This window comes from Verrucomicrobiota bacterium JB022 (assembly GCA_030673845.1).
GTDB lineage: Bacteria > Verrucomicrobiota > Verrucomicrobiia > Opitutales > Oceanipulchritudinaceae > WOUP01.
The window spans coordinates 14,474-40,226 of record JAUTCQ010000015.1; the positions used below are offsets into that span (position 1 = coordinate 14,474).

Here is a 25,753-nt window from a genome sequence, read left to right on the forward strand (position 1 = left end):
GAGAAACCCTGCCCGACAAGGCAGGGTTTTTTCTGTACCTCACTCTCGTGACAACTGGGCGCCGCAGTTGCTTTCAGCGGTGCCCGGGTATTGTATATCCGTAGTTTAGCTTTCCGTCGCCCTATGAAACGCGTTCTTCTCATCATCCTGGCCGCGCTGGTGGTCTTGATCGCCCTCCCGCTGATCGCGGTGTTGATTTTCCTGAACAGCCCCGGCTGGCAGCGCTCTGTCGTGCTCGGGCAGCTCAACGGCCAGCCCGGCATGCACGCCGAGGCCGCCTACATCAAGGCCGGCCTGGGCGGTGCAAAGGTCGACGACCTTTTTGTGCTGAGCTACGACACCGGCATCTTCATCGACGAAGCGACGGTGGAATACAACGTGTGGGCCATTCTCGGCAAGACGGTCGAGGTAGCCTTGGTCGATGTGCAAGGCGTGAAGCTTGCCCCTGGTATCGAAAGCAGCGCCCGGCTCAAGCAGCTTTTCCCGCAGGTGGAGGGCACCTACCAGCCGCAGCCCGCGCCCGTGACCACGCCGGAGCCGCAGGAGCCGGGTGAGCCGATGGACTTCGACGGCATCCTCGCCATGACGCGCGACCTGGGCCTGAAGTTCGACCTCGAAAAGATTTCCGCCGACGCACAAGTCGTCCTGCCCGACGGCACCGAGCTGAACGCGCAGGTGAGCGGCGGCAATATCGCTCCCGGCGCGGAAGGGCGTATTACGGTCGAGGCACAAGGCCGCCTGGCTCAGGCCATCAATGGCTACAGCCGCGTGAATCAGCAGCTGCAGCTGCGATTGGCCCAGCTGGCGGAAGGCGGTTTTTCCCGCATCGACCTGCAGCAGACGACGCGGATGGAAGGCGACACCGCAACCCCCGTGGCCCTACTCGTCGATGGCGAGCTGAAGGCGGTGGAGGGCGGCGAAGCCTACACGCTCAACTTGCGCAGCGATACCTCTCCGCAGCCATTGGTGGATCTCAATGCGCGCTGGACGGCAGCATCCGAGCAGCTCGAAGGCACGTTGGCGATGGATCTGGATACGCAGGAGACGGAGGTGCTCGCGGCGCTGCTGCAGCCGCATCGCTTCGTCTGGCAAGGTCAGGCCGATTTTGCGGTCCAGGTCGAGACGTTGCAGGGCTCGCTGACGGCCGATTTTCAGGGCAATGCCCATGTGGCGCAGGCCGAGGGGCTGCCGCTGCGTCAGGATCTCGACCTCGATCTGGCGCTGGTCGCGCAGGCCGATTACACTGGGCAGGCGTTGCGGGCGCCGCAGCTCAAGCTGTCGGTGACGCAGCAGGGGGGCGGGCGCTTGTTGAACGTGCAAAACCTCCAGCCGATCGAGCTGGATGAACATTTCCAAAGCGCCGCTCAGGGTGAGTTGATCGAGATCGCGCTGCAGCTGCCCCGCGAACTGTGGCGCCAGTTGCAGATCGAGGGAGCCGTGCAGCCGCAGGCCGTCGTGGCCAATCTTCGGGTGGCGCAAGAGGACGACGCGCTGGTGCTGCGTGCGCCGCAGCCGCTTCAGGCCACTGCGCAGCTGACCGCCGAAGGCCAACCCGCCCGCACACTGGAGGCTCGTTTTTCGCCCCAGGCCCGCATCACGCCGACCGGCGGCAGCGCGGGGTGGACGGATTTGCGCGTGACCTTCGACCAGTCGGAGATCCTCAGCAGCCAGCTGAGCGCCGATTGGCAGACGCCTGCCGATGCTCCGCTGAGCGCGAAGACGCGCCTCACTTATACCGGGCAGCTGCCGCAGGCGGTGGCGGAAGCCTTCCTTGGGGCCGAAGCGCGTCGCTTGCCGCGCGGCATTCGCAGCCAGGGCGAAGTGGCCGCCGATTACGACCCGGAAAATCTGACGGTGCAGAAGCTGAACGTGGCCCTCGCTGCCGAGAACCGCGACCTGTTGGTGCTGCAAGCGCCCAAGGCTTTGCGCCTGAAGCCGACCGACGCCGATTTTGGACTTTCGCAACTGCAGGGTGAGTTGATCACGCTGCGCCTCAACGATATCCCGCTCACCCTCGCCAACGCCTTCCTGGGGGGCGCGACGGTTTCGGGCACTGCCGCCGGCACCTTGGGGATCTCGGCCAGCGACGAGCGCGTCACCCTGCGCGCGAGCCAGCCGTTGACGCTCAAGCAGCTCAGCTACACCGACCCGGAGCAGGGTGCGCTGGTGCAAGGCATCGACGGCACGCTCGACCTGCAGGCCATGGTGAGCCCCGAGAATTTTGCGTTCGAGCTGAAGACCTTCCGCCTGACGAGCGCGGCGGGCGAACTCGCCAGCGGCACAATGAAGGCCGAGGGCGCCCTGACGGCCGACCCGGACAGCGAGGTGAAGCTGAGCGGCAATTTCAACGCCTCGCTCGCCAACCTGCTGCGCCAACCCATCGCGAAGAAGGCCCCGCAGCCGATCCGCTCGACCACGGCCCAAGTCAATTTCTCCGCCCAGGCCAAGCCCACCGCCGGCACGGGCACGTTTGACGCCAAGGTGCAGGCCGGCACGCTCGTGATCGACGAACTGATGGCGCTCGCCCCGCAAGGTGGCAGCACCCAAGGGCAACCGGCTCCCCAACAACCAGCGCCAAACCAGCCCCAGCCGACCGGCGAGGAGCCTTCGCGCGAGCCCGACGCCAAACCGCTCTGGGCGGGCTACACGGGTAAGGCGGCCCTGCAGATCGCCGAAATTATCCAGGGCAAGGCGACGATTGCCGACGTGGCGGGCGAGCTGCGGGTCGAGCCGGGCCAAGTGGTGATCGACATGGGGGCCAAGCAGGCCGAAACGCCGCTGAGCCTCAACGGTCGCCTTGCGTTCAACGAGCAGCAGCCGCAGTCGCCTTACCAGCTCAGCGGCAAGCTCGACGTGCAAAACTTCGACCCCGGCCCCTTCCTGACGACGCCGCAGGGGCAGACGGCCCCGGTGCTGGAAGGCACTTTCAACCTCGCAGGCCAGTTGAACGGCTCGGCCCCCAATCTTGCGGTTATCGCAGAAGCGGTCGCGGGGCAGTTCAAGGTCACTTCCGAGAACGGTGTGATCCGCCCGCTGGGGGAGTGGGATCAACGTGGCACCATGCTCGCCTCCGGCCTCGGCGCTCTGTCGGGCATTGTCGGCGGGGACGCCGCGCGCATTGCCAAGGAGTCGCAGGCCGTGCTCAACGAGGTGCTCGAAGGGCTGCGCGAGGTGCGTTACGACAGTTTTGCGCTCGATCTGGAGCGCGACGACTCGCTCGACCTCTTCCTGCGCAACCTCGACATCCAGTCGTCGACGGTGCACCTGGTCGGGCAGGGCGCGATCGACTACCTCAACCAGAAACCTGCCACGGATTGGACGACGAACATCAAGATGAGCTTGCGTGGAGCCGGTCCGCTGATCGACAACCTCGAAAAGCTCGGCTGGGAGTTTCCCAATACCGACAGCGAGGGCTACACGGCGATCGAGAGCTTCGAGTTGAGCGGCCCGCTCGGCAACCTGCAGTCGTCGCTGGTGACGAAGATCGTCGACCACGCCAAGAAGGAGTTGTTGGACGAGGGCGGCAACTTCCTGCGGGGCCTGTTGCCGCAAGGGCAGCAGTCGGGCACGCAACAACCGGCGGATGCCAACGCGGAAGGTACCGCCGAAGGGCAGGCGCAAACGAGCCGCGAGGAGACAGTCGCGCGCGGGCTCGGCGGCTTCCTGCAAGGGCTGCAAAACCGCCAGCAACAGAAGGAGCAGGAGAAGGAAAAGCAGACGCAGCAGCAGGGCTCCGGGCAGTAGAAAGAATGAGCCGAGCGGTTGCGCAACTGCATGGTTTGAGGCACTTTGTCCCATGCGCTCTTCCTTTGGTTCCTATATCGACTCCCTGATCGAATATGCCGAACCGGCCCCCCTCGGGCCGGGCAAGCCTTACGACCACGAGACTGTCAAGCTCGGTGAGCTGTCGGTCGACGACCTGTTCCAGGACCACGAGGTGAAAGACCGGGAGATGGCTCAGCTCTGCCTCGCCGGGCTGCTCTTGCGCTACAACCACATCGAGGCGGCGCATGGCATTTCCCAAGGGGCGGAGAACCCCACGGCGGCCCTCTGGCACGCCATCATGCACCGCCGCGAGCCGGACCCGGGTAATGCCAAATACTGGCTGAAGAATGTGGGCGACCACCCGATCTACCCGAGCCTGCTGCAGAGCGCCAAGAGCTCCAGCCACCACGGGCCGTTCCACGATTGGGACACCTGGCAGCCGGGCATCTTTGTCGACATCTGCGACGATAATCGCGACAGCGGCAGCGACTACGAGCGCGCCTGCATCGAGATCCAGGAGGCCGAGTGGCGCGAGCTGTTTGCCTATTGCTTCCAGCAGGCAGTGGGTAAATAGGCTTGGCGGGCAGCGGTGCTTGCGGGACAATCAGCGCCCTTACATGCCGCGCGCGCCTTCCAAGATCACCCTTTCGGCCTTCCCGGCTGGCTTGAGCGAGCCGGTTGAGGCCTATTTGTTTCATCTGGAGCTGGAGAAGGGCTACTCAGAGGCCACTGTCGTAAGCTACGAGGGCGATCTGGTGCAGTTTTGCCTTTGGCTGCAGCGGCAGCACCGCGTGGCGGATTGGCGCCACGTGCAGGAGGAGCACCTTTCGGAATGGATGCAGGAGCTGAGCCGCGAGGATGAGCTGGCGCCCAGCAGCATTGCGCGCAAGCTGACGGCGGTGCGCATGATGGCGCGCTACCTCGTGAAGCAGCACTTGCGCGAAGACGATTTTTCGGAGCTGTTGACAGGTCCTCGTCTGGTCCAGAGCCTGCCGGACACGTTGACGCCGGACGAGGTGGACCGGCTGCTCGATGCGCCCTCGCGCGAAAGCGCCCAAGGCCTGCGCGACCGGGGTTGGCTGGAGCTGTTTTATTCGAGCGGCCTGCGGGTGTCGGAGCTGTGCAGCCTGCAGTTGCTCGACTTGAACCTCGAAGACCGCTTTGTGCGCGTGGTGGCGGGCAAGCGCAACAAAGACCGCGTGGTGCCGGTGGGCAAGGTGGCGGCGGAGGCGCTGGAGCGCTACATCCGGCTCGCGCGGCCCCATTTCGTGAAGCCGCACACCGGGGGCACGCTCTTTCTCAGTGCCCGCGGGCTACCGCTTTCGCGCAAGACGATCTGGCACCTGATCAAGGTCTACGCGCGCGATGCCGGGATCGAGAAGCCGGTGAAGCCCCACCTGCTGCGCCACTCGTTTGCGACGCATTTGCTGAGCAATGGGGCCGACTTGCGCAGTATCCAGGAGATGCTGGGCCATGCCGACATCACCACGACGGAGATCTACACCAAGGTGGAGCCCGAGCACCTTATCGCGGCTCACCGGAAGGCGCACCCGCGGCGCAAACAGACCCGCTGAGCAGGACGAGGCGCTCGACCAGGGCGTCGACCGTGGTAAAGGGGCGCTGCCGGAGCCATTGGCCGGCGGTAGTGAGGGGGCCGGCGTTTTGTCGAAGCGCGCGGGCACGTTCCAAGGCGTCTTTCCAGCGGCCGTTTTCGATCAGGCGCTCTAATGGCAGGGCGCCCTTGCGGTAGGGCCGGCCCCAGAGCTTTTCCAGCCGGGCGACGATCCGGGCGGGCGTGGCCAGCGCCCGGGGGTCGGGCATTTCGTGGAGCAGCAGCCAGTACTCGAAGCAGGGGTTGGAGAGCGCGAGGCGTGGGTAAGTCTTCTCCAGCGCCTGCGCCACGACCTTGGAGAGACGGCGGGCGCGGACGGCGTCGCGGGAGTGCGATTCGGCGTCGAGCACCAGCCACGTTTCCCCCGCGCCTTTGGCGTAAGCGGCGGTCAACAGCCGTTGCGGGTCGGGCGAAGTGGCACAGGAGATCTCGACGTGCGCGGTCAGGCCCAGATGGGCTGTGAGCGCCCGCAGATACTGGGGCTCCGTTGCTTCGCCTTCGCAGAGGATGCGCAGGTGCGTCATTCGGGGCAGCTTAGCGGCGGCAATCGCAGGCAGGCGAGCCCGGAGAGTGCGGCGCGCAGGATCAGAAGCGGTAAACGATACTTTTTTTGTCGGGCCCAAAATGTGAAGATGTGGCGCTTCCGTGCGCGTCGGCGACAATGAACTCTAATGCGCTGGATAATGAGTAAGCCGCTTGTGGTACAAGAAGATGAGGGCGTTTGCCAACTGTCGAATGGGTAGAACGGACCATGTTGGGGAGTTAGCGCGGGGAATTTTGTCTATTAGCAAAACTATCTATGGCTCAAAACCTCAATTAAGATTTCTTATGAAAAGTCTTGATCCGCATTAGAAGGTCACGTAGCTTGCCCTCGAACTTACCGAGGAACTTGAGATGCAAATCGGCGGCTTAGACAAAACATCCCTGATCGACTACCCTGGCAAAATCGCTGCGGTGGTCTTCACCCAGGGCTGTAACTGGCGCTGCCCCTTCTGCCACAATCCCGAGCTCGTGATGCCGCGCTGCTTCCGGAAGCCAATCCCGGAAGAAGAAGTGATGCAGTTTTTGGAAAAGCGCGTGAACCAGCTCGATGGGGTGGTGATCAGCGGGGGCGAACCGACCTTCCATTCCGATCTCCCGGGCTTTGCGGCAGCGATCAAGGACTTGGGCTACCTGGTGAAGCTCGATACCAATGGCACCAACCCGGAAATGCTGCGGGTGATGTTGAGCGAAGGCCTGGTGGACTACGTCGCGATGGACCTCAAGGGCCCGGTGGCCAATTACCAGCAGCTCGCCGGTGCGCGGGTCGACCCCGAAGTGCTCCGCACCAGCATCTGGATGATCAAGAACAGCGGGATCGATCACGAGTTTCGCACTACGGTGGTCCCGGGGCTGCACACCCTGCGCGAGCTGAAGGCGATGGGCGAACTCGTCCGCGGCGCCCAGCGCTACGCCCTGCAAGACTTTGTGAGCGACCACTGCCTGCGTGAATCGCTGCGCGGTCGCCCGGCCTTCCCCTACAAGACTTTGAACAAGCTGCGCCCCTTTATGGAGCGCCGCGTGAAAATCTTCGAAATCCGCAGCAACGAAAGCGCGGTGCCCATGCCCAACGGCCGCGGCACTCCGCTCGACGAACTGGATGATGACGACGACGATTTTCTTGAGTAACAGAGCGATTTCGTCCCGCCGTGAGACAGCGGGATGCTATAGGTGAGACATCTGAAGAGAGACGACACTAATAGAGAGACATAGACCAGAGACGATTAAGAGAGACTAATACAGGTGATCGCAAAAGCCCCCGGAGGTGAGACCGGGGGCTTTAATTTTTTAAAGGAAAGAGGGCGAGGTGAGGGGTGAGTTCAGCCCTCAAACAGGGAGACCCGATATTCGCGCAGGAAGCGGTCCCGCGTCATCAAGGCCAGATTCTCCACTTTTGCTTGTGCCGCGAGTATCCGGTCGAAAGGGTCGCCGTGGATCGGAGGCAGGTTGCGGATCGCGTCGGCGTGGCGAAGGGTCACCGGTAGCTCGATGAAGTTGGCACTGCGGACGTAGTCGAGGAAGTTGTCAGGCAGCGTCAGTTTGCCTTTTGCGGCCTTGATGCGCATTTCCCAGAGGCTGGCAGCGCTGACAAAGATGGTGGATTCCGCATGTTCCAGCGCCTTCCTTTCTGCTTCGGTCAGGCGCTCGGGCACGGCCAGAGCCCAGAACAGGATATGGGTGTCGATCAGGAGACGCACCGCGATGCTAAGTAGAGGGGAAGATATCCGGGTCTTCGAACGCTGCTTGCGTTTCCTCGTCATTGTCCCAGGTAGCGGGCTCGCTGAGGTTCAGGTGAGCCATGAGGCCGAGCTTGACCCCTCCCTTGGGCGCTTCGAAAGGCACGATTCGGGCGACGAGAGTTCCGTGGTGTGAAAGCACGACTTCTTCACCGGCGGCGACTTTTGCCAGCAGGTGAGGCAGTTGGTTGCCCGCTTCCTGGATACTCGCGATCTGCATGGGATTCTGGTTTTAGCATAGGCTCCCCTAGCCGGCTGTCAATCCAGCTGGGGCCGGCACAAAAAAGGGAGGCCTTTTGCGGGGCCTCCCTTGTCGGAAAAATAAACTGCCGGCGGCTCTAGCGGGCCTTGCTGGGGCTCTTGATGAGCATTTCCTTGGCGGAGGCGCCAGCGGGGATGAAGGGCATGACGTGTTCGGTGTAGGGCACGACGACGTCGAGCACGTAGGGGCCTTCGTGGGCGACCATTTCCTCGATCGCTTCGCGCAGATCTTCCTTCTTCCACACACGGCGGCAGGTGACGCCAAAGCCTTCACAGATTTTGGGCCAGTTGGGGTAGAGGGCATCGACGTTTTCGGGCCCGCCGAGGTTGTCGGGGTGCCCGAGGATGGTCTGGGCGCGCACGCCGTCGTAGAGCACGTCTTCCCACTGCACGACCATGCCGAGGTGCTGGTTGTTGAGCAGCATCACCTTCACGGGGATCTTCTCCATGATGGCGGTGGCGAGCTCCTGCACGTTCATCATGAACGAGCCGTCGCCGTCGATGTCGACCACCACGCGGTCGGGCGCTGCCACCTTGGCGCCGAGTGCGGCGGGCAGGCCGAAGCCCATCGTGCCGAGGCCGAGGGAGCTGAGGAAGCTGCGGGTGGTGTTGAACTGGTAGAACTGGGCCGACCACATCTGGTGCTGGCCCACGCCGGTGGTGATGATGGCCTCGCCGTTGGTCACCTCGTAGAGCGTGCGGATCGCGTGCTGCGGGATGATGTGCGGGCTCTCTTCGTATTCAAAGGGGTATTGCTCGCGCCAGCCGTAGACTTTTTCGTTCCAGGCGGCGATGTCGGGCTTTTGGTAGCCGCGCTCGCGCAGCAGCTCGTTGAGGCGGCGCAGGGCGTACTTCACATCGCTGTGGATGGGGTACTCGACGACTTTGTTCTTGTGGTGCTCGCTCTTGTCGATGTCGATGTGGACGATCTTGGCGTCGGGCGCGAACTTGGCGATGACGCCGGTGATGCGGTCGTCGAAGCGGGCACCGAGGGTGACGAGCAGGGTGCTTTCGCACACGGCCCAGTTACCGGCCACGCCGCCGTGCATGCCGAACCAGCGGAGGGCTTGCGGGTGGTTTTCCGGGAAGCCGCCGAGGCCCATGAGGGTGGTGGCGACGGGGAAGCCGGTGAGGTTGGCAAATTCGACGAGTTCTTCCTGGGCGTCGGCGCTGATGATGCCGCCGCCGGTGTAGATCACGGGGCGTTCGGCCTTTTCCAGCTCGGGGATGATGGCGAGCAGGTCTTCGTCGCTGCACTTCACCTCGGGCTTGTAGCCGCTGATGTCCATCGGGGCATTCAGGGCGTCGATCAGCTCCTGACCGCTGAGGGTCGTCTGCTGCACGTCCTTGGCGATGTCGATCCAGATGGGGCCGGGGCGGCCGGTGGTGGCGATGTGGTAGGCCTCCTTGATCACGCGCGGGATGTCGCGGATGTTCAGCACGAGGTAGCTGTGCTTGACCACGGGGAGGGACATGCCGAAGACGTCGGTCTCCTGGAACGCGCTCTTGCCGATCAACTTCTGGTTGACCTGGCCGGTGATGGCGATGACGGGGATGGAGTCCATCAACGCATCGGCCACGCAGGTGACGAGGTTGGTCGCGCCGGGGCCGCTGGTGGCCATGCACACGCCCGGCTTGCCGGTGGCGCGGGCGTAGCCGTGGGCCATAAAGCCGCAGCCTTGCTCGAAGCGGGGCAGGATGGTGCGGATCTTGTTGGAGCGGGTGAGGCTCTGGTGGATCTCCATGGAGGCACCGCCCGGATAACCGAAGACGTACTCGCAACCTGCCTGCTCCAGGCAGTAGACGATCAGGTCGGAGCCTCGGATCGAGGTCGGGATTTCAGCCTGTTTTGCGGAGGGGGTGGTTGCGGCAAGCGTATCGAGGGTCATCGGTTGGGCCGTGGTCTCAAGGTTTACAGAATGGGCCATCCTTGAAGGAATCCGTGAGGCTGGCAAGGGCAGAGTGGCCGGAACTGGCTTGTGTGGTTTGGGGCAATAAATTGCCCGCGGGGTTGCCATGTCTGCTGCAGGTAGGCTCTCTTGAGGCATGTCGCTCTTTCGACGACTTTGGCATCCGCGCGTGCCTTTTTCGCCAGCGGGCCTGCCGTTTTTCTACGGTTGGGTGGTGCTGGTGGTGGCCGGGTTGGGGATTATCGGCAGCATCCCGGGGCAGACGGTGGGGGTGGGCGTCTTCAGCGATGCGCTGTGCGAGGCGCTGAACATCAGCCGCTTGCAGCTTTCGTATGCTTACATGGGCGGGACGGCGCTGAGCGGTTTTCTGTTACCGCTGGGCGGGCAGATGCTCGATCGGCTGGGCGCGCGGCGCTTCTTCGTGCTGGCGGCGGTGCTCTTTGGCCTCAGCCTGGCCGCCATTTCGCAGCTCGACTGGATCCGCAGCTCCCTGCTCGGCTGGTTGAGCGCCGATTGGCAGCTTGGGGGCCTGCAGGTCAACCTCGGCTCGTTTGTGGCCACGATGGGCGCGTTTCTCCTGATCCGCTTTTCCGGGCAGGGGCTGCTGACGTTGGCACCTCGGGCGATGCTGATGAAGTGGTGGAACCGGCGTCGGGGGCTCGTGACGGCGATTCAGGGCGTGATGGTGAGCGGCGTGTTTGCGAGCGCCCCCGCCTTGCTGCTGCCGCTGGTCAACGGCCTGGGCTGGAGTGGGGCCTACCTGGTGCTGGCGGGGCTGGCGTTGTTTGGCCTCGGCGCGATGGGCTGGCTGTTTTACCGCGACAACCCGGAGGAGTGCGGGCTGGTGATGGACGGCAAGGTCTACCCGGCGGAAAAGGCCGAGCCGAAGAACCCCGACTTGATCATGCGCAAGGAGTTCACGCGCGGCGAGGCGATGCGGACGTATGCCTTCTGGCTCTTTACGCTCATGATGGCCTTTCAGGGACTGTTTTTTACCGCCATCTCGTTCCACCTCGTCGATCTGGGCGAGAGCCTGGGCGTGGGCGGGGAGGGGCTCAGCCACCTCTTCGGCATCACCGGGCTGGTGACGATCGCGACCAATCTGCTGGTGGGGTTTTTGCTCGACCACATCCGCCTGCGCTACGTCTCGATGGCGATGTGCCTGGGTGGGATGATCTGCTCGGGTGGGCTGTTGTTGATGCCGGGCAGCCTGGGCCAAGGGTTGTTCGTGCTCGGTTTGGGTATGGCGTGGGGCTGCTTCCCCTCGATCACGGGGGTGACGTATGCGCGCTTCTTCGGTCGGCAACACCTGGGGGCGATCAGCGGCATGGCGATGTCTTGGCTGGTGTGGGGCAGCGCGTTTGGCCCGGCGGGTTATGGGCAACTGAAGGCGCTGCAGGGCTCTTACCGTGGGGCGTTGGCGATGACGCTTTGCATGTATGGCGTTTTCCTCGTCGGCTCGTGGTTTGCCGTCAATCCGCAGCGCAAGGTGCCGGTGGCTTGAGGTGAGCTGCCAAGGAGAGCCCCCGGGCCTGCGAAACAGGCAAGCGCAGAGCCCAGGGGCGTACTCCATGGCAAAATATTAAGGGATCGGTAGCTTCAGGTCTATGCCCTAGAAGGTTGGATTCTTCTAGTTGTTGCATATTTATACGTGTTTATGCGTAATTTTAACCATAGGCTAATTGCCTTAATTTTACAAGGTGTGGGTGTAAGACGCCGGTCACCTCTGCTAAAACCACATTGGTCGTATTTTGGAGCCGCAATCTACTAAGGCGGTGGAAAGTTTCTATGAATCGCTCTATGCTACCCGTCATGAAGACCATGCTGATCACGGGAATGACGGGGCTCGTGGGCTCCCACGTCAAGGAACTGGCCGAGCGCGAAGGCTGGACGGTGCGCGGGCTTTCTCGTGATCCGGCGGGGCGCCCCGGGCTCTATCGTTGGAACCCGAAGCAGGGCGAGCTGGATGTGACGGCACTGCAGGGCGTGGAGGCGGTCGTGCACTTGGCGGGCGCAGGCATTGCCGAGGGCAGCTGGACGGCCGAGCGCAAGCAGGTGATCCTCGACAGCCGGGTGCAGGGTACGCAGTTGCTCTGCGAGGCGCTGGCTGCGATGGAGGAAAAGCCGCGCGTGCTCGTCTGCGCCAGCGGCTCCAGCGCCTACCCCTACGGGCCGCGACTGTGGGACGAATCGGGGCCGTTTGGTCAATCCTTCCTCTCTCAAGTGGTGCGCGCGTGGGAGCAGTCGGCCGACGCGGCGCGCCTGGCAGGCATCCGGGTGGTGCACGGGCGCTTTGGCGTCGTCTTGAGCACCCAAGACGGCGCGCTGGCCAAAATGCTGCCCTTTTTCAAAAAGGGCCTTGGTGGCCCGGTGGGCAATGGGCGCCAGCAGTTGAGCTGGATCACGCCCGACGACCTGGCGGCGGCCATCCTGCACTGCATCCGCAACGACCAGCTGGAAGGCGCCGTGAACATGGCCGCGCCGGAGCCGGTCAGCAACGGCACCTTTGCGCAGGCGCTGGGTCACGCGGTCGGGCGGCCCACGGTGGTGCCGATCCCGAGCTTTGCGATCAAGCTGCGCTATGGGCAGATGGGCGAGGAGACGATCCTGGCCGACAATCGTATCCTGCCCGCCAAGCTGCGTTCGAGCGGCTTTAACTGGCAATATCCCGAGATCGAGGGCGCGCTGAAGCACGCGCTGGAGCAGCACGAGCGTTAGCTGGACGGATTGTTGCCGGTATAGGCAAGAAAAAGCGGCGACCCGGAAAACCGAGCCGCCGCGTGCAAGCTTGTCGTCAAAAAATTGGTGCTGACCTAGGCCACCGTGGTGCTGACCTGGATGTTGCCCTTGGTGGCGTGCGAGTAGGGGCACACGACGTGGGCCTTCTGCACGAGGTCTTCCACCGTCGAGCGGTCGACGCCGGGGATGGAGACCGTGAGGTCGGCGGTGATGCCGAAGCCCTGCTTGTCGTCGCGCTCGCCGATCCCGACCTTGGCGGAGACGCTGGCATCGTCGGGGATCTTCACCTTGGCCTTGCCGGCGACAAATTTCAGCGCGCCGAGGAAACAGGCGGAGTAGCCCGCGGCGAAAAGCTGTTCGGGGTTGGTGCCGGCGCCGCCCGCGCCGCCCAGTTCCTTGGGCGTGGAGAGCTTGACGTCGATCTTGCCGTCGTCGGTGCGGGAGTGGCCTTCGCGGCCGCCGGTGGAAGTGGCGTTGGCAGTATACAGTGCTTTCATGTGGTTGGGATCTCTGTAGGTTTGAGGTGTATTGTTACTAAAGCCATTTTGGCTCATTCAGCAAAGGCTTCGCGCAGCTTCTCGCTCGCGAGGGCGATGGCGGCCCGTGCGGCGGGCGTTTGAGAGACGGCGTTGAGCATCACGAAGTCGTGGATCGCACCCCCGAAGCGGGCGGCGGTCACGTGGACCCCGGCGGCGGAGAGGCGGCGCGCATAGGCTTCGCCCTCGTCGCGCAACACGTCAAACTCGGCCGTCAGCACCACCGCGCGGGGCAGGTGGCGGAGCTGCTCGTCGCTGGCCTGCAGGGGCGAAACGGTCGGGAGGGCGCGCTCGGCTTCGCTCGCATACGCGTCCCAAAACCACTGCATGGCGTTGCGGGTGAGGAAGTGGCCCTCCGCAAAGGCCTGATACGACCCCGAGTCGAGGTCGGCATTCGTAACCGGGTAGAAGAGCACCTGCAGGCGCAGGCTCGGGCCGTTGCGCTCCTGGGCGAGCAGGGTAACGGCGGCGGCGAGGTTGCCACCCGCACTGTCTCCCGCCACCGCGAGCCGTTGGGGGTCGAGGCCCAGCTCCGCGCCATGGGCGGCGATGTATCCCAGCGCGGCGTAGGCTTCCTCCACCGCCACCGGAAAGCGGACTTCAGGCGAGGGCGAGTAGTCGACAAAGACGAAGGCGGACTGGCTGGCCGCAGCCAGCTCGCGGACGAGGCGCTCGTGGGTCTTGAAATTGCCGAGGATCCAGCCGCCGCCGTGGAGATAGAGGACCGCGGGCAGGGGACCGCTCACGCCTGCAGGGCGGACGATGTGCGCGTGCACCTGGCTGGAGGGGCCGACCGGGAAGTCGTGCTCGCTCACTTCGGCGGTCGCGAGGGGGACTTCGCCCGCCTGGGCGCCATCGAGCACGGCCCGGGCGTCGGCGATTGAAAGCTGGTAGATCGGTTTGCCGCCACCGAGGTGGACGGCTTCGAGGAACTGCTGGGCGGCGCGTTCGACCCCGGGGCTGCCGACGCCGGCAGCGCGGCCTTCGGCCGAAGCGTGGGAAGCGCCTTGGAGCGCGGCTTGAGTGGAGAGGCGGTGGTGTTGGTGGCTCATGTCGGTCTAGGTTCAGGTGTTGATAAATTAAGTTGCGTGCAATCTATGAGACGCAATCTGGGGTAGATTCGTTTAAAGTCAACTAGATTGCGCGCAATTTATTTGAAGCCTCGAACCTTTTCTTTCACGCATGAATCAAAGTTCCTAGCCAAGACACCTGTTACGCAGAGAAAAACTCTTTGTGCCTTGGTGCTCTTGGTGAGAGGCCTTCAGTAAAAGCCTACCTTCCCTCCCTTACGGCTGCACCAGCCCCGGATCGAGGCGGATGTGGGCAGGGGCGTCGCGGTCGGCGGTGATCCAACCGTCTTCGAGCTTCAGCTCAGTTACCTGAATGGTGCTGCGGCGCTTTTCGTAGCCATCGGGAATGTTCGGATCTTCCTGCCCTGCGTGGGTGAAATAGAAGATGAAGGCGCGGTCGCCCTGCACGACCACATCGGGGTGCTGGCCCTTCACGCGGTCGTCTTCGCCCTTGCCGGGCACTTGCAGCAGGTTTTCGTCGCCCGGCATGCGCTCCCACTCCACCGCGTCGCTGGAGCGGTAGACGCCGAGGCCCTGCCACACGTCGGTGATCATCCAGTAGTGGCCCTGCCAGTGGAAGACGGTCGGCCCTTCGCCCGGGCGGTCGCCCACGACCTTGCCGCGATCGGTCCACGACTGGAGGTCGGGGCTGTCGGCGAAGTAGATGGATTTGCCGTCGCGCTCGTTGTTGTACCAGAGACGCCAGTTGCCGTCTTGCAGTTGGAGGATGGCGGCGTCGATCACGCGATCACTCGCCAGCTCAATCTCCTGGGCGTTGCCCCAGTGGCGGAGGTCCTTGCTGGTCAGGTGGACCATGTGGCGCGGGTGCTGCCACGTCTCGAAGACTCCCGGCACGACGGTGAGCAGCATGTGGTGCACGCCCTTGGAGTCGGTAAACAGCTCTGGAGCCCAGTGGGTCGCGCCGTCGCCGCCCAACTCTTCCGGTAAGTCAATTTGCGCCGTGCCGACGTAGCTCCACGAGGCCCCGCCGTCGCAGGATTCGGCGATCCCGAGCCGCGTGCCGTGGACCCAGGTGACGCCCGTCAGCCCCTCGGCCTTGGCGCGGCGGTTGGTGTAAAACATCCACCAGCGCGCCCGTTCCGGATTCCAGATCAGCAGCGGGTCGGCGGCGCCGTCAAAAGTCGGGTCGCGGAAGAGCGGCTTGTCGGCTACTTTGCCCTTGGTTTCGGGGCGTGGCGTGCCAAAGTCGGGCGTGCCGTCCTTGCGCCAGCGAATCTCCTGCACGCGGGCGTGGCGGTTGGGATCGCGCAGCGGGTCGACCGCGATTTCGCGATAGTTGCGCGCATGGTAAATGAGGTAGTCCTTGCCGTTCTGGGTCGCAAAGCTGTTGTGGCCGGGGCCGTAGATGCCGTTTTCCGGCGACGACTCGAAGACCGGCTCCGGCGATTTCGTCCAGCTCTTGGGGTCGAGCGGGTCGGCGGAGGTGTCGGCGGTCAGCAGGCCCATGCAGTAATTATGGTCTGTCCCGCTGGCGGAGTAGGTGAGGAAGAGCTTGCCGTTGCGCTGGAGCACGGCCGCGCCTTCGTTCACGGCGTAGCGCCGCTTTTCCCAATCGTATTCCGGGGCCGTCAGCAGGATGGGTTTGCCTTTGAGGGTCCACGGATTTTTCAGCTGGGCGATGTAGAGGTTGGAGTTGGCCTTGTCGCCTTGGCCCTGCTGCGCCCACACGAGGTAGTTTTTGCCGCGCAGGCTGAAGACGGTGGCATCGAGCGAAAACGAATCCCACGGCGTCTCGATCTGGCCCTTTTCGACCCATTTGCCCGTCAGAGGGTCTTCGCTGGCGCACTCGAGCACATACATGCGGATGTTCCAGATTTTTCCCGCCTGCCCGGCGGCAAAGTAGAGGTACCACTTGCCGTTGAGGCGGTGCAGCTCGGGGGCCCAGATGTGCCAGCTCATCGGCCCGCTCTCGTGCTTGTTCCACACTGTAACCGGCTCGGCGCACTGCAGCCCCTCCAGCGAATCGGCGGCGCGCAGCTCGATGCGGTCGTAGGCGGGCACGGAGCCGGTAAAATAGTAACGGCCCTCGTGTTGCATCACCCAAGGGTCGGCGCGTTGGAAAATCAGGGGATTGGGCAAGGTGTCGGCCACGAGGGTGAGGGGGAGCAAAAGGAGCAAGAGGAAGATTCGTAAGGGCATGGGGCAGAGGGGGGCAGGGGTTAGGTGCTCATACCGTCAGAGCGTGTGCAAGTCGCCCGACGGCACAAGCCGCGACGGGTTTTGACGGTCAGAATACAGGAGGAGGGAAATCGGAACAGGAGTTAAAAGGGTGAAAAGGAGTTCAGAAATTGAACAGAAGATAACGAAGGAAACGAAGAAGGTGGAATTGTATCTCTCCTTCGTTCTCTTTGTTTCCTTTTGTTTTAAAACTCCTTTTAACTCCTGTTCAGTACATCCTCTCCACCCTGTTGCTGGACAAGTTGGTCTGGATCGTTTCTAGTGGCGGGATGGCATTGAGTGGAGCGGAAGCCGCGCGTTACAGTCGGCAGATCATCCTGCCCGAGATCGGTGTGGCAGGGCAGGAAAAGCTGCGTGAGAGCCGCGTGCTGATCATCGGCATGGGCGGGCTCGGGAGCCCTGCGGCGCTGTATCTGGCGGCTGCCGGGGTCGGCACGCTGGGGCTGGCCGACTTCGACAAGGTGGAGGTGCACAACCTGCAGCGCCAGATCATCCACGACGAGGCCAGCCAGGGCACGTCCAAACTCGAAAGCGCCGCCCGGCGCCTGCGCGCGCTCGACCCGTCCATCCGCCTCAACCTCCACCCCGAGGGCGTGACGGATGCCAACGCAATCGAGCTCTTCGGCCAGTACGACATCATTGTCGACGGCACGGACAACTTCCCCACGCGCTACCGCAACAACGACGCAGCAGTGCTGGCGCGCAAGCCGCTCGTCTACGGCAGCATCTACCAATTCGAGGGGCAGGTCTCGATCTTCGACCCGGCCAGCGGCGGGCCGTGTTACCGCTGCCTTTTCCCCGAGATGCCCGCCCCCGGCGAGGTGCCCAACTGCGACGAAGCGGGTGTGTTTGGCGCGCTCTGCGGCGTCGTCGGCTCGTTCCAGGCGCTGGAGACGATCAAATACCTCACCGGCGCGGGCGAATCGTTGCGTGGCCGCCTGCTCGCCATCGACGCGCTGACCCTGCGCGTGCGCACGATCAACCTCAAGCGGCACGACGACTGCCCCGTCTGCGGCAAGCACCCCACCATCACCACGATCGAGCCCAAGCGCTACGACTGGAGTTGCCAAGTGCCCGCGCCCGATGCTACGAGTGACGACATGGCAGGTGAGCTACCCCTAGAAATTTCCGTCGCCCAAGCACACTCGCTGCTCCAGCAGCCCGAAGCCGATCGCCCGATGCTGCTCGACGTGCGCGAAGACCACGAGCTGGCCATCTGCCAGATCCCGGGCAACCACCACATCCCGATGGGCGAGATCGGCCTGCGCCAAAAGGAGCTGCCGACCGACCGCCCCATCGTCGTGCAATGCCACCACGGCGGCCGCAGCCTCCGCGTCGCCCAAGCCCTGCGCAACGCCGGTTACGAAGCCACCTCCATGCGCGGCGGCATCGAAGAATGGGCGGTAGAATACGACCTGAGCATGCGGCGGTATTAGGGGGCTTTTTCTACTCTAAGGAGGGCAGCTCAAAGGGGGTCAACTCAAAGACTTCCTCCTGCGCCGCCGGTTGTTCGGCGTTGTAGATCTGGCGGGCCAGCTCGGCGCCACGTGTGTCGCCCTTGGCCTCGAAATCCTGCGCCCAGACGAGCAGCTCCGCCGGGTCGCGTTGGGACTGGGCACGAAATACCGTTTGCATCGCCTCCTGCCGCTCTTGTGGCAGCGCGACTTGATCGAGCAACCTGTAGGCCGCACCGGGCTCTTGCTCCGCCAATTGCGAGACGACTAAGTTGACGACTTTACTGTTGGGCTGAAAAGGCAAGTGCTCGTAGAGGTCGACTATTCGGGTGCGTTGGACGTTGTCGTACATGTAACTCATCGCGAGATCGGCGGCTGCATTCTGTGCCTGTTCTTGCCAGGATTCGTCAGGACCGAGGTAGATGGCCTCAAGCGCTGTTAATTGTTCGGCGAAGGACTGCGAATTAAGGCTGTTGGAAAGGAAGGAGCCGTTCCGCTGCATTACCAACAAATCGTCGCCAAATTGTTGCTGGGCCCAGCGCACGGTGTTGGCGTAGCCATTCGTCTCTGCCCGAACCTCAAAGATGGAGGGCAAGACATTACGACGCATCCGCTGCTCCAGCCCACGCATTGCCTCGACTGCGCCTTCCGGATCCTGCCGTGTCCACTCGGCGAAGAGTACAGCCAACATTATGGTGGCACTATTGCTCAAATCATCCTGCAAAAGTTGTAACAGCTCGGGGTATTCGGTGATAGGCAAACTCTCTACATATGTCGTTATCCATTCCGGCCGGCTGCTTTCTTCCGTCAGGATTTCCTGTAAAAGCGCACGGCGGCGGTAGTCCATGCGCGGCCCCAGCCCGATATCGGGCCGCAGTTCCGCCCATGTCGCGGGCTGAGTAGATTGTTCCGGCGCTTCCTCGGCGGTTGCAACCTGTTCCACGGGGGTGGATTCCACGGCTGGGGCCTCCGCGACTTCGGCAGGTGGCTCCCCACTCGGCCACATCCGAGCGGCGCCATAGACTGCCAGCAGGCTCAAGGCCCAGCCACAGCCCCAGAAAAGCGCCCGCTCCAACTGTGCTCGGGAGCGCGAGGCGTCGTCGCTCATGGCAGCGCCTCCTCCTCCGGCTCATTGATCTCCAGAGCCTGCTGCACCTGCCACAGCGGTGCACCATCGCGCAGGAGTCGCTGCGCTTCAATGGGCAGATTCGGCTCATACATCAGGCGCACGCGAGCTGTTGCCGGGTCGGTCTCTAACCAACGGCTTGCCGTTTCACTGGCGTATTGCCTCCGCAGGGCGGCATCTTGCAGCAGCGCTACATCTTCCAGTGCAGTGCTGGGTGCGAGGCCATGGTAGTAGCTTTGGATGGCAAAGCGCGCCGGCTCGTGATCCACCGAGAGTGCCTCCAGTTGAGGTATAACCTCGAGGGTCGTTTCGGGAGCACGCTGGCGGAATTCTTGCGAAGGAAGGCTGCCGAAAAACATGGAGACGCGTGCGAAATCCTCGTTCTTGCCCACCGCTCGGATCAGCTCAGGCATCTCCGCCCATGGCGCACTGGCATCGCCAAAGAGGGCTGTGCCGAGCCACTCACCCCACTTGAAATATTGATATCGTTTGTCTACTGGATCTTGCGACAGCTGATTTTCCAGATCCGTCATATCGGATAGATCCCTCGCGGCAATCGCGCCCAAGGAAATATAAGTGCTCTCATTCACGATCTGGTCTGGATACTTCAGGACCAGCTGCTTCATCTCCTCGCTACGGTGCAGCATCCACTGCTCATTGCCGACCATCGAATTTATCATCGACTGCTCCGGCGTGTCATCAGATTCCCCGCCCTCCTGCTCCTTTACCTGCGCGGCCAGCGCCCGCTCCAGCCACCGCAACGTCCCGGTCGGATTCTCATTCGCCGCCCACTCCACCATCGCATTGCGCCAGTAGCCCTCCACGCCTTCCGGCCAGCCTTCGCCGCTCGCGATCCAATCCAGCGCCTGTTCTGGGTTGGTGGAGCTCCAGCCGATGAGGGCGTTGCCGAGGTCTAGGCCGGGTAGGTCCTGGTGGGCGAGCAGGTCGGGGCCGAGCAGTTCGCCGAGGCGGTAGCTGAGGTGGCCGGCGACGCGGACGTAGCCGTCGCCGGGCGGCGGGTATTGCTCCAGCCAGGACAGCGCGGCCTGCACCCCCTTCGCGTCGAGGGAATTGGCGAGTGCGGTGGCGAGGAAGTAGGCGCGCAGAGGGTCGGTGGCGTGCAGCTCTTCCAGCGCGTGCAGCTCAAGACCCAGGGCGGCGTCGAATTTCACACTGCCGGGCGGCAAGTACTGCAGACGGTCAGGGTCTTCGGGGCGGGTGACGCGGCGGGGCTCGGTTGAGGCCTTGCTCGCTGGGCGATCCACCGCTGGTGGCGTCGCCGTGGGTGCGGGGGCAGGTGCTGCCGGTCGCCCGAGCACAAAGGCCCCGTAGAGGGAAGCCGCCCAGCCGATCCCGATCGCCACTTGCCACAAACGCCGCATCGGTAGGCAGCGTGGCGAGGCACTCGGCCCATGGCAAGCGTTTGGCCGAGGTGATTACAGCGCCTTTTACAACCGTTCAGCGCCAAATAAAACCCTTCGCCGGGCTTGGCCTCGCGCGGCAAATGAATACATTAGGGCTCCTGCTGTGATCCAACGCCCAAATATCATCCTCATCGCCGTGCAGTCGGTCGATGGCTTCATTACCTGCGGCGAGAGCAAAGGCACCGACTTCGCTTCAGAGGCGGACCAGGAGTGGTTTGCGTTTGCCCTGCAACAACTTCAGGCCGTCGCGATGGGGTCGGGGACTTACGAGGCCGAGCGTGAGCTGATCCGCCGCGGCCTCAACCCCGAGCGCCCCAAATATATCCTCACCCGCCAACCGGAGAAGTATGCCCACGAGGCGGTGGAGGGTGCGCTGATCTTCACCGACGCTTCGCCGGAAGAGCTGGCGCGAGAGTGGGGCGCGCGCGGTTGGCAGCGCGTCGGCCTCGTCGGTGGCAGCGTGATGCATGGCAAGTTTCTGGAGCAAGGGCTGGTGGACGAGCTGTGGTTGACGCTGGAGCCTTTTCTCTTTGGTCGCGGCCTGCCGCTGGCCCCCATCGACCGCACGATCGACTTGACGCTCGATCACCTGGAGCGTTTGACCGACCAGACTTTGCTGCTGCGCTATCGGGTTAACCGCGCGCAGAGTTGACCTGCGACCATCTGCGGGCAACCTTGGAAGCGTATGTCCAGTCGCTACGTCGTCATCATGGCCGGGGGCAAAGGAGAGCGCTTCTGGCCCCAGAGTCGTCTCGAACGCCCCAAGCATCTTCTCCCCATCGTGGGCGATGAGCCCATGCTCACGCAGACGATCCTTCGCCTTGGCGAGGTGGTGCCGCCCGAGCGGGTGATCATCATCACCAATCAGGAGCAGCGCGATGCGGTGCTCGAAGTCTGCCCGATGCTTTCGCCGGAGAACGTGATCGGCGAGCCCATGCCGCGCGATACGGCCGCCGCTGTCGGCCTCGCCGCCGTGCTGGTCAAGCACCGCGACCCGCAGGCCACCTTTGCCATGCTGCCGGCCGACCACGTGATCCACGACGCCGAAGGCTTCCAAAGCGTGGTCAGTGCCGCCTTTACCGCGGCAGAGCAGGCCGAAGCACTCGTCACGGTCGGCATCCAGCCCGACCACCCGGCGACCGGCTACGGCTACATTCAGCGCGAGGGCAGCGTCGATCAGGCTGAGGGCCGCGATGTGTTTGGCGTGAAGGAATTCAAGGAAAAGCCCGACGAAGCGACCGCCCAGCGTTACGTGGACAGCGGCGATTACTACTGGAACGCAGGCATGTTTTTCTGGACCGTGCCAGTGATTGCCCAGTGCTTTGCCAGCTATACGCCCGACCTCTGGAAGGCGCTACAGGCGATCGAGAAGGGCCTCGAAGCGGGTCAGGACCTGGGCGAACTGCTGGCCGAGCGCTATCCGAAGCTCGAAAAGATCTCGGTCGACTACGCGATCATGGAGCCCGCCTCCAACGAGAACAAGGTGCGCGTGGTCGAGTCGGATTTCGACTGGGATGACGTGGGCGAGTGGCCCTCCATCGCCCGCCACTACCCCGCCGACGACAGCGGCAACGTGGTTCGCGGCTCGCTGCTGACCCACGAGGCCAACGACAACATCGTGGTCAACGAAAAGGGCCACCTCACTGCGCTGGTGGGCGTCGACAACCTCATCGTGGTCCAGACCGGCGACGCGACGCTCATCGTGCCCCGCGACCGCGCGCAGGACGTGAAGAAGCTCGTCCAGCAGCTCGGCAAGCACCCCGAGTGGAAGCACCTGAGCTAGATCGAGTCCAACGACTTTTGGGAAAGACGCCACTCCTTTGCAGGTGGCGTCTTTTTGTGCAGAGGAGGTCCAAACGCGCTGGTAGGATATGTTCAGGCTGGTTGCTGTAATGCAGGGCCAACAAATGAGCATAGTCACGTGGGGTTCTCCAACACGTGAGGTTACACCTCGATTGGGTGATAAATAGCGGCTCGGCGGTCTCGGCTGCGAAGAATGAGAACTGCGGTAAGTATGCGAAGCCACGATCGTTTTTAAATCGTGTAAGTGATAAGGTTATCGCTTGCGGTTTCAAGCATCTGTTTGCATAGTAAGGGTAACTCCGTTCCGTAACCCTCAAAAGTGGATTTTATGAAAAAGTTAATTGCGCTTTCCTGCATTTTCGTCGCCCTTGGACTATCGGGGTGCTCATCAGGTCTCACCCCTCAGGCGTCTAGTGAGGTAACAGCTACCGGGGTCGATCCGGCTGTATTGGAGCTTGCTGGCGCCTACTACGTGGCCCGGGAGGGCCTGACGGAGACCACTTACGTTGAAGGCCAAGGAAACGCTGCTAGTGGCTCCCGAGGCGAAGGTGTTGCGGCCAGCCGGACTTATGAGCCCAAGGGAGTAGAGACGACAGTAGAACTGGAGAAGGCGCTGCTGGCTGCCGGCTTGAGCGCGGAAGAAATTGCGGCTGCTCGTGAGGGACGAATCTTTCGCGGCATGCAGGTCGCGGGAGTCGTCGCCGCGATTGGGGTGCCCCCCTATGAAAGCCCTTGGTGGTTCAAAGCAGAGAATATCGTCCTGCACTACCCTTCGACCGGTAAGAACTTCCTAGTGGTAGAATTCGAGGGCGGGGTGGTTTCCCAGTGGCGGGAAGAGCTTTCTTCAATGGCAGGCCCGTTTGTGCATCGCCCCCTCATTACGGTAAAAGACAACACGCTCGAAGCTCCTCCTGCGATCTAGAGTAGGACATCAGGGCCCTGATCTTGTTTTCACGCCTTGGCACAGGGCCTTTGTGACTCCATGTCTTTCCGAAGACGGCCCCGGGGCCTTTTCTAAACTACAAAAAAGCCTCGCCGGGTTAGGGCGAGGCTGGAAAAGGGGATCGGGACTGGTCGGTCGCTTAGTTGCGGCCAGCGCGTGAGGTGGAGCGTTCGCCGCCACGGGAGGCGTAACCGCCGCCGGAGCGCGAGCCCTTGTAGCCACCGCCCTGGCGATAGCCGCCGCTGCGGTTGCCGCCACCTTGGCGACCGTAACCACCGCGACCGCCGCCCTTGGCGCCGTAGCCGCCACGGCCCCCGCGCGAGTAGCTGCGGGCAGCGCGATCGGCAATGGTCGCAGAGTGGTAGGGGTGGTCTTCTTCGACCGGCACGCTTTGCTTGATCAGGCGTTCCACGGAGCGCAGCAGCTCGACGTCTTCGGCGGAGCAGAGGCTTACGGCGCGACCGCTGTTACCGGCGCGGGCCGTACGGCCAATGCGGTGCACGTAGTTGTCGGCTTCCATCGGCAGGTCGTAGTTGACGACCAGCGTGATGTTGCGCACGTCGATACCGCGGGCGGCCACGTCGGTTGCCACGAGCACGGAAGTACGGCCGTCGCGGAAGCGGTCCAGCGTGCGTTGGCGGGCGGCCTGCGACTTGTCGCCATGGATGTCGTCGGCGCGGATGCCAGCGCGGCAGAGCTTCTCAGCCAGCTTGCGGGCGCCAAACTTCGTCTTGCTGAAGACGATGCAAAGCTCTTCCGGGTTGGCGTCCTGCTGCTTGCGCAGGAGGTCAAAGAGGAGGTCTTGCTTGTCGTTGCGCTCTACGAAGAGCACGCTCTGGTCGATCTTCTCGGCCGTGGTATTTTCCGGGGCGATGCGGATGTCGGCCGGGTTACGCAGCAGCGAGGCGGCGAGGTTGGCGATTTCCGGCGCCATGGTGGCGGAGAAGAGCAAGGTCTGGCGCTCTTCGGGCAGCTCCTCGGCGATCTTGCGGATGTCGTGGATGAAGCCCATGTCGAGCATGCGGTCGGCTTCGTCGAGCACGAAGCAGCCGACTTGCGAAAGGTCGACGTGGCCCTGGTTGTAAAGGTCGAGCAAGCGGCCGGGGGTGGCGACGCAGACGTCGAGGCCGCGCTGCAGGCCGCGGATTTGCGGGTAGGCGGAGACGCCGCCGTGCACGAGGCCGAGGCTGAAGCGCACGTTTTGCCCGTAGGTGCTGAAGCTGTCGGCCACTTGCACCGCGAGTTCGCGGGTGGGGGTGAGGATCAGCGTACGCACTTCGTTACGCTGCGGCTTGCGGCGCAGTTCGGAGATCCGGTTGAGGATCGGGAGGGCGAAGGCTGCCGTCTTGCCGGTGCCGGTCTGGGCACAGGCGAGCAGGTCGCGGCCTTCCAGCAGTACCGGAATGGCTTGGGCCTGGATAGGCGAGGGATGCGTGTAGCCTTTATCAGACAACGCGCGTTGAAGGGGCGCAGCCAAAGGCAGCGTCTCGAACGTAATTTCTTCCATAATCTGTCCTGATTCACCCGTCGGTCTCGGACGGGCGCGGGTCGGTCGATGAGCACTATTGGTGAGTATCCCGCAAACAATCGCTCATCGAAGTCAGACCGTTCAGGGCAGAAAACCGACGCCTTGGGCCGCATTCGCTGCGGAGGTCTCGTCGATTTGTCCGATTAAACCATCCAACATGTCAGCAGTTGCGTGGGAAGCAAGAGAAATCTTATGCCCACGCGAAAGCAAAAACCTGCCCCCGTGAAGAGAGGCAGGTAGACAAAATAGGGCGAAGCGGTGGCGCTAGGCGCGTCGGCGGCGCAGGGCGGCCCCCGCCAAAGCCAAACCGCCGAAGACTGCGGCGTAGGTAGCGGGCTCGGGGATCGCGGCCATGTCCTGAATCGACACACTATAGCTGCCAAGCCCGTCGGGCCGGAAGAGGGCATACTGGTTTTCGCCGACCGGAAAATCACCGAAGACATCATAGGAGTGCCAGCCGCCATACACCTCGTGGCCGGGAAGCGTGGCGGTATCGCCGTTTTCGCTCTCCAGGCCGATGATCACTTCGCTGATCGCGGGATAAATGCTGATCTCGCCGTAGCTGAAGACAATGTCCCCGGCCTGGAAGGCGTTCCCGTTGAGGGTGGTATCGCCTTCGATGAAGATGGCTTGCAGGTTGGCGACGGTGCCCGGGTTCTCGGCGTTTTCCAGATTGAGCCAGGAAACGGCGTAGTAGGAGCTGCCGACTTCGTCGACGATCTGGCCGCTGGTGCCGAGGTTGAAGTCGGCCCACATCGGGGCGACGCGGTTGATGGCGTTGTTGCCGAGAGGCTGCAGGAAGTAGTCGCCGTCTCCATCACCATTACCAAAGCGGATGTGCCCGTTGATGCTGACGGTGACGAATGGATTCATCAGCGGGGAGCCGAAGAAGTCGTCGGAGAGGTAATAGCTGCTGTGATAGACACCGTCGTCCTTGTTCGAGTCTCCCACCGTGTTGGAGAGGCGGACGGTGCCAGCCGAGGGGTCTAGTAACAGCGCGGCTGAGGCACTGGAAGCGAGGGCGCAGAGGAACAAAGCCGTCGTAGAGAGGTTTAAGGGAAGCATTGCGTGGATATTAGCTGCTTTGCTGGCGTTAGTAAAAGCCTA

At 63.1% G+C, this 25,753-nt stretch carries 20 protein-coding genes and 1 pseudogene; 10 read left to right on the top strand and 11 right to left on the bottom strand.

Annotated features, from left to right (window positions below):
- Positions 1-123: 123 nt before the first annotated feature.
- From Q7P63_10615 to xerD, 3 genes are read left to right on the top strand one after another with little or no spacing between them, the layout of a single operon-like run.
- Positions 124-3,744: a hypothetical protein gene (locus tag Q7P63_10615; GenBank protein MDP0500541.1), complete on the top strand. Its 3,621-nt coding sequence runs from the start codon at positions 124-126 to the stop codon at positions 3,742-3,744.
- A gap of 52 nt (positions 3,745-3,796) precedes the next feature.
- Positions 3,797-4,339 carry a hypothetical protein gene (locus Q7P63_10620; GenBank protein MDP0500542.1) on the top strand — a complete coding sequence of 181 codons (543 nt, stop codon included), beginning with the start codon at positions 3,797-3,799 and terminating at the stop codon, positions 4,337-4,339.
- A 43-nt stretch (positions 4,340-4,382) separates the two neighbouring features.
- Positions 4,383-5,339 (top strand): site-specific tyrosine recombinase XerD, encoded by a 957-nt coding sequence (gene xerD / locus Q7P63_10625; GenBank protein ID MDP0500543.1) that lies wholly within the window; start codon positions 4,383-4,385, stop codon positions 5,337-5,339.
- Here the strand turns inward: xerD and Q7P63_10630 are convergent.
- The gene (locus Q7P63_10630; GenBank protein MDP0500544.1) at positions 5,290-5,901 is read right to left on the bottom strand and encodes an RloB family protein; all 612 of its coding nucleotides are present in this window, start codon (positions 5,899-5,901) and stop codon (positions 5,290-5,292) included. The two genes, xerD and Q7P63_10630, sit on opposite strands and share 50 nt — an antisense overlap.
- A 370-nt stretch (positions 5,902-6,271) precedes the next feature.
- Between Q7P63_10630 and Q7P63_10635 the strand changes: the two genes are divergently transcribed.
- Positions 6,272-7,045: an anaerobic ribonucleoside-triphosphate reductase activating protein gene (locus Q7P63_10635; protein ID MDP0500545.1), complete on the top strand. Its 774-nt coding sequence runs from the start codon at positions 6,272-6,274 to the stop codon at positions 7,043-7,045.
- A 191-nt stretch (positions 7,046-7,236) separates the two neighbouring features.
- Here the strand turns inward: Q7P63_10635 and Q7P63_10640 are convergent, their stop codons facing one another.
- From Q7P63_10640 to ilvB, 3 genes are all read right to left on the bottom strand, one after another.
- Entirely contained in the window at positions 7,237-7,614 is a 378-nt protein-coding gene (locus Q7P63_10640; GenBank protein MDP0500546.1) for a type II toxin-antitoxin system VapC family toxin, read from the bottom strand.
- A gap of 7 nt (positions 7,615-7,621) precedes the next feature.
- Positions 7,622-7,873 carry a type II toxin-antitoxin system prevent-host-death family antitoxin gene (locus tag Q7P63_10645; GenBank protein ID MDP0500547.1) on the bottom strand — a complete coding sequence of 84 codons (252 nt, stop codon included), beginning with the start codon at positions 7,871-7,873 and terminating at the stop codon, positions 7,622-7,624.
- A gap of 118 nt (positions 7,874-7,991) precedes the next feature.
- Entirely contained in the window at positions 7,992-9,842 is a 1,851-nt protein-coding gene (gene ilvB / locus Q7P63_10650; protein MDP0500548.1) for a biosynthetic-type acetolactate synthase large subunit, read from the bottom strand.
- A gap of 118 nt (positions 9,843-9,960) precedes the next feature.
- On the opposite strand from ilvB, the gene Q7P63_10655 reads away from it, so the two are divergent.
- Both Q7P63_10655 and Q7P63_10660 read left to right on the top strand, forming a co-directional pair.
- On the top strand, positions 9,961-11,328 hold the full coding sequence (locus Q7P63_10655) for an MFS transporter (GenBank protein ID MDP0500549.1): 1,368 nt from the start codon (positions 9,961-9,963) through the stop codon (positions 11,326-11,328).
- Positions 11,329-11,636: 308 nt separating this feature from the next.
- Positions 11,637-12,542 (top strand): TIGR01777 family oxidoreductase, encoded by a 906-nt coding sequence (locus Q7P63_10660; protein ID MDP0500550.1) that lies wholly within the window; start codon positions 11,637-11,639, stop codon positions 12,540-12,542.
- A 95-nt stretch (positions 12,543-12,637) separates the two neighbouring features.
- Here Q7P63_10660 and Q7P63_10665 read toward each other — a convergent pair whose 3' ends face one another.
- The 3 genes and pseudogenes from Q7P63_10665 to Q7P63_10675 all read right to left on the bottom strand — a co-directional run bounded on the left by Q7P63_10665 (position 12,638) and on the right by Q7P63_10675 (position 16,329).
- Complete coding sequence (locus Q7P63_10665) at positions 12,638-13,060, bottom strand: organic hydroperoxide resistance protein (GenBank protein MDP0500551.1); 423 nt, start codon at positions 13,058-13,060, stop codon at positions 12,638-12,640.
- 53 nt (positions 13,061-13,113) lie between these two features.
- Positions 13,114-14,151, bottom strand: a complete 1,038-nt coding sequence (locus Q7P63_10670; protein ID MDP0500552.1) for an alpha/beta hydrolase — start codon at positions 14,149-14,151, stop codon at positions 13,114-13,116.
- A gap of 1,203 nt (positions 14,152-15,354) precedes the next feature.
- Positions 15,355-16,329: pseudogene (locus Q7P63_10675) on the bottom strand (family 43 glycosylhydrolase).
- Positions 16,330-16,637: 308 nt separating this feature from the next.
- Here Q7P63_10675 and moeB point away from each other — a divergent pair.
- Positions 16,638-17,804, top strand: coding sequence for a molybdopterin-synthase adenylyltransferase MoeB (moeB, locus tag Q7P63_10680; GenBank protein MDP0500553.1), 1,167 nt, complete (start codon positions 16,638-16,640; stop codon positions 17,802-17,804).
- Positions 17,805-17,814: 10 nt separating this feature from the next.
- Here the strand turns inward: moeB and Q7P63_10685 are convergent, their stop codons facing one another.
- Entirely contained in the window at positions 17,815-18,930 is a 1,116-nt protein-coding gene (locus tag Q7P63_10685) for a hypothetical protein (GenBank protein MDP0500554.1), read from the bottom strand.
- Complete coding sequence (locus Q7P63_10690; GenBank protein MDP0500555.1) at positions 18,927-20,330, bottom strand: hypothetical protein; 1,404 nt, start codon at positions 20,328-20,330, stop codon at positions 18,927-18,929. Before Q7P63_10690 ends, Q7P63_10685 begins: the two co-directional genes overlap by 4 nt.
- A gap of 145 nt (positions 20,331-20,475) precedes the next feature.
- Between Q7P63_10690 and Q7P63_10695 the strand changes: the two genes are divergently transcribed.
- The 3 genes from Q7P63_10695 (at position 20,476) to Q7P63_10705 (ending at position 23,097) form a co-directional block, all read left to right on the top strand.
- Entirely contained in the window at positions 20,476-21,024 is a 549-nt protein-coding gene (locus Q7P63_10695) for a dihydrofolate reductase family protein (protein MDP0500556.1), read from the top strand.
- Positions 21,025-21,057: 33 nt separating this feature from the next.
- A complete protein-coding gene (locus Q7P63_10700) occupies positions 21,058-22,155 on the top strand; it encodes a sugar phosphate nucleotidyltransferase (protein MDP0500557.1) in 1,098 nt (365 codons plus the stop codon).
- 348 nt (positions 22,156-22,503) lie between these two features.
- Positions 22,504-23,097, top strand: a complete 594-nt coding sequence (locus Q7P63_10705) for a hypothetical protein (GenBank protein MDP0500558.1) — start codon at positions 22,504-22,506, stop codon at positions 23,095-23,097.
- A 160-nt stretch (positions 23,098-23,257) separates the two neighbouring features.
- On the opposite strand, the gene Q7P63_10710 is transcribed toward Q7P63_10705, so the two are convergent.
- Both Q7P63_10710 and Q7P63_10715 read right to left on the bottom strand, forming a co-directional pair.
- The gene (locus Q7P63_10710) at positions 23,258-24,625 is read right to left on the bottom strand and encodes a DEAD/DEAH box helicase (protein MDP0500559.1); all 1,368 of its coding nucleotides are present in this window, start codon (positions 24,623-24,625) and stop codon (positions 23,258-23,260) included.
- 285 nt (positions 24,626-24,910) lie between these two features.
- Positions 24,911-25,711: a PEP-CTERM sorting domain-containing protein gene (locus Q7P63_10715; GenBank protein ID MDP0500560.1), complete on the bottom strand. Its 801-nt coding sequence runs from the start codon at positions 25,709-25,711 to the stop codon at positions 24,911-24,913.
- Positions 25,712-25,753 lie beyond the last annotated feature (42 nt).